Source organism: Thiobacillus sp., assembly GCF_024708915.1.
Map to the genome: position 1 here is coordinate 1 of NZ_JANJXQ010000059.1, position 4,099 is coordinate 4,099.

6 protein-coding genes and 1 pseudogene are annotated in these 4,099 nt (G+C 62.9%); all 7 read left to right on the forward strand.

The genetic code is table 11. The features are described 5' to 3' along the window. Positions 1 to 131: pseudogene (locus Q0L94_RS04665) on the forward strand (aspartate aminotransferase family protein); the annotation flags it as partial. 12 nt (positions 132 to 143) lie between these two features. After that, positions 144 to 1,067 carry an ornithine carbamoyltransferase gene (argF, locus tag Q0L94_RS04670; protein ID WP_296750557.1) on the forward strand — a complete coding sequence of 308 codons (924 nt, stop codon included), beginning with the start codon at positions 144 to 146 and terminating at the stop codon, positions 1,065 to 1,067. Between the two features lie 19 nt (positions 1,068 to 1,086). Beyond that, positions 1,087 to 2,334: an argininosuccinate synthase gene (locus Q0L94_RS04675; RefSeq protein ID WP_296750559.1), complete on the forward strand. Its 1,248-nt coding sequence runs from the start codon at positions 1,087 to 1,089 to the stop codon at positions 2,332 to 2,334. Positions 2,335 to 2,336: 2 nt separating this feature from the next. Further along, positions 2,337 to 2,651, forward strand: a complete 315-nt coding sequence (locus tag Q0L94_RS04680) for a pyrimidine/purine nucleoside phosphorylase (protein ID WP_296750561.1) — start codon at positions 2,337 to 2,339, stop codon at positions 2,649 to 2,651. A gap of 10 nt (positions 2,652 to 2,661) precedes the next feature. Further along, a complete protein-coding gene (locus Q0L94_RS04685) occupies positions 2,662 to 3,243 on the forward strand; it encodes a hypothetical protein (RefSeq protein WP_296750563.1) in 582 nt (193 codons plus the stop codon). Positions 3,244 to 3,266: 23 nt separating this feature from the next. Beyond that, positions 3,267 to 3,752, forward strand: coding sequence for a YajQ family cyclic di-GMP-binding protein (locus Q0L94_RS04690; RefSeq protein WP_296750565.1), 486 nt, complete (start codon positions 3,267 to 3,269; stop codon positions 3,750 to 3,752). A 201-nt stretch (positions 3,753 to 3,953) separates the two neighbouring features. Next, a partial coding sequence (locus tag Q0L94_RS04695; RefSeq protein ID WP_296750567.1) for a DJ-1/PfpI family protein occupies positions 3,954 to 4,099 on the forward strand: 146 nt, incomplete at its 3' end.

Sequence of the window (4,099 nt, forward strand, 5' to 3'; positions counted from 1 at the left end):
AGCGCGGCCTGCTCATCAACGTCACCGCCGACAAGGTTGTGCGCCTGCTGCCTGCGCTCGTCTTCAGCGATGCGGATGCCAATGAGTTGGTATCGGTTCTCTCCGCACTCATTCGCGAATTCCTGGCCTGAGGACGGTCCGACATGGCCGCACCGAAGCACTTCCTGCAACTGAAGGACTTTTCCCGCGACGAGCTGGAGCACGTCTTCGCCCGCACGCGCTGGATCAAGGACCAGTTCAAGCGCTACGAGCCGTACCACCCGCTGTTCGACCGTACGCTGGTGATGATCTTCGAGAAGCAGAGCACGCGCACGCGGCTCTCGTTCGAGGCCGGCATGCACCAGCTCGGCGGCGCGGCGATCTTCCTCAGCACGCGCGACTCGCAGCTCGGCCGCGGCGAGCCGGTGGAGGACGCCGCCCAGGTGATTTCGCGCATGTGCGACATCGTCATGATCCGCACCTTCGAGCAAGACATCGTCGAGCGCTTCGCGCGCCACTCGCGCGTGCCGGTCATCAACGGCCTCACCAACGAGTACCATCCCTGCCAAATCCTCGCCGACATCTTCACCTTCATCGAGCACCGCGGTTCGATCGAGGGAAAGACGGTGGCCTGGATCGGCGACTCCAACAACGTCTGCAACACCTGGCTGCAGGCGGCCGAGGTGTTCGGCTTCAACGTGCACGTGTCGACCCCGCCCGGCTACGAGGTCGAGCCCGAGCGCGCCGGCCTCTTCGGCGACGACCACTACGAGGAGTTCGCCGACCCGATGGATGCCGTGCGCGGCGCCGACCTCGTCACCACCGACGTGTGGACCTCGATGGGCTTCGAGGCGGAGAACGAGGCGCGCCGCCGCGACTTCGAGGACTGGCAGGTGGACGCCGAGATGATGCGGCAGGCGAAGCCCGACGCCCTCTTCATGCACTGCCTGCCCGCCCACCGCGGCGAGGAGGTCGCCGCCGAGGTCATCGACGGGCCGCACAGCGTGGTGTGGGACGAGGCCGAGAACCGCCTGCACACCCAGAAGGCGCTGATGGAGTACCTGCTCCTCGGGCGCGTGAGTCCCTGATCTTTCGATACTGTCAATCATGAGCAAAACGAAGAAGCCCTCCAGCGTCAAGAAAGTCGTGCTCGCCTATTCGGGCGGCCTTGACACCTCCGTCATCCTGAAATGGCTGCAGGACACCTATCAATGCGAGGTGGTGACCTTCACCGCCGACCTCGGCCAGGGCGAGGAACTCGAACCGGCGCGGCAGAAGGCGCTGAAGTTCGGCATCAAGCCCGAGCAGATCTACATCGACGACCTGCGCGAGGAGTTCGTGCGCGACTTCGTCTTTCCGATGTTCCGCGCCAACACCGTGTACGAGGGCGAATACCTGCTCGGCACTTCGATCGCGCGCCCGCTGATCGCCAAGCGTCTGATCGAGATCGTCAACGAAACCGGCGCTGACGCGATCTGCCACGGCGCCACCGGCAAGGGCAACGACCAGGTGCGCTTCGAACTCGGCGCCTACGCGCTGAAGCCCGACGTCAAGGTGATCGCGCCGTGGCGCGAGTGGGACCTGCTCTCCCGCGAGAAGCTGCTCGCCTACGCCGAGACCCACGGCATCCCGATCGACATGAAGCACCGCCAGGGCGGTTCGCCGTATTCGATGGATGCCAACCTGCTGCACATCTCCTACGAAGGCCGCCACCTGGAAGACCCCAATGCGGAGGCCGAGGAGGACATGTGGCGCTGGACCGTGTCGCCGGAGAAGGCGCCCGATGCGGCCGAATACATCGAACTGAGCTACACCAAGGGCGACGTCGTCGCGATCGACGGCGTCGCCATGCGCGCGGACGAAGTGCTGGCGAAGCTGAACGAGATCGGCGGCAAGCACGGCATCGGCCGGCTCGACCTGGTGGAAAACCGCTACGTCGGTATGAAGTCGCGCGGCTGCTACGAAACCCCCGGCGGCACCATCCTCTTGAAGGCGCATCGCGCGATCGAGTCGATCACCCTCGACCGCGAAGTCGCACATTTGAAGGACGATTTGATGCCGCGCTACGCCAGCCTGATCTACAACGGCTACTGGTGGGCGCCCGAGCGGGTGGCGCTGCAGACGCTGATCGACCACACCCAGCAGCACGTCAACGGCAGCGTGCGCTTGAAGCTCTACAAGGGCAACGTCATTGTGGTCGGCCGCGATTCGAAGACCGATTCGCTGTTCGACTCGACCATCGCCACCTTCGAGGACGACGCCGGCGCCTACGACCAGAAGGACGCAGGCGGCTTCATCAAGCTCAACGCGCTGCGCATGCGCATCGCAGCGAAACTCGACGCACGGAGAAAATAAGCATGTCCCAGTTCGACAATGTTGCGGTCATCAAGCAGGCCAACGTCTATTTCGACGGCAAGTGCGTGTCGCACACCGTGCAGTTCGCCGATGGCAGCAAAAAATCGGTCGGCGTGATCCTGCCTGCCACGCTCACCTTCAACACCGGTGCGCCGGAAATCATGGAAACGGTGGCGGGTTCCTGCCGCGTCAAGCTGGCCGGAGAGAACGGGTGGAAGACCTACGGCGCCGGACAGTCGTTCACGGTGCCGGGCAATTCCAGCTTCGACATCGAAGTGTCGGGTGAACCGTACCATTACGTCTGCCACTTCGGCTAAGCGCTGAGCCATGACCACCGTCACCGTCGTCAGGAAGGAAGGCCGCATCGCGATCGCGGCCGACACGCTGACGAAGTGGGGCGGCGGCAAGGAATCCGCCGCTTACGTGGCGAACCACGAGAAGATCATCCGCGTCGGCGACAGCTACGTCGCGATTACCGGCTCGGCCACCTTCAAGCTCATCCTCGCCGACTATTTCGCTTCGCTGGAGGAACCGCCGCAACTGGACTCGGTGGCCTGCATCTTCAGCGTGTGGAACACCCTGCATGGTGCGCTGAAGGAGCACTACTACCTGCAGGCCGGCGAGGACAAGGAGGAGGATCTCGAATCCTCCCGCATGGACGTGCTGATCGCCAATCCGCGCGGCATCTTCGGCGTGGCGGCACACCGCACGGTGCAGGAGTTTTCGCGCTTCTACGCCTACGGCAGCGGCAGTCCGTATGCGCTGGGGGCGATGTACGCGGCGTATCGCGCGCCTTCGCTCGACGCCGAGGCGGTGGCGCGGCTGGGGGTGATGGCGGCGGCCGAGTTCCACGATGAAACCGGGTTACCGATACAGTCGTTTGTAATGGATCTAAACCCGGCTATTTAATCAATTCGGGTCAAGGAGCAATCATGCCGAGTTTTGATATCGTGTCCGAGGTCGACAAGCAGGAAGTGCGCAACGCGGTCGACCAGGTCAACAAGGAAGTGTCCACGCGTTTCGACTTCAAGGGCTCCGACGCCCGCATCGAGCAGGCCGAGTATGTTCTCACAGTCTACGCTGACACCGAATTCCAGCTCGACCAGGTGCACGACATCCTGACGCAGAAGCTCGCCAAGCGCGGCGTCGACGTCAAATGCCTCGATATCGGCAGCGTCGAGAAGGTGTCGGGCAACAAGGTCAAGCGCAACGTGACGGTGAAGACCGGCGTGGAGACCGAACTGGCGAAGAAGATCGTCAAGTGCATCAAGGACAGCAAGCTCAAGGTGCAGGCCAGCATCCAGGGCGACAGCGTGCGCGTGTCGGGCGCCAAGCGCGACGTGCTGCAGGACGCCATCGCGCTGGTAAGGAAGAGCATTGCCGATTTCCCCCTGCAGTATCAGAATTTCCGTGACTGAATGTCGTGTCCTGAATAGGCTATTCGTGACATAAAAATGACGATACCGTTCCCATCCTTTGTCGCCGTGCTCGCCGGGTGCCCAACCCGGCTGCGCACGGCTTCGCGGCTGAAAACGGTCTCGTCATTTTTATTGCGCACCGGCAAACTCATGACTTGCATTCAGTCACGAATAGCCAATTCAGGACACTAGGAGACGAGCATGGCCAAGGTTCTGGTTCCCCTGGCGGACGGCTGCGAAGAACTCGAAGCCGTCACGATCATCGATCTGCTGCGCCGCGCCGGCGTCGAGGTGGTGACGGCAGGCCTCAAGCCCGGCATCGTCAAGGCCAGCCGCGGCGTGCAGCT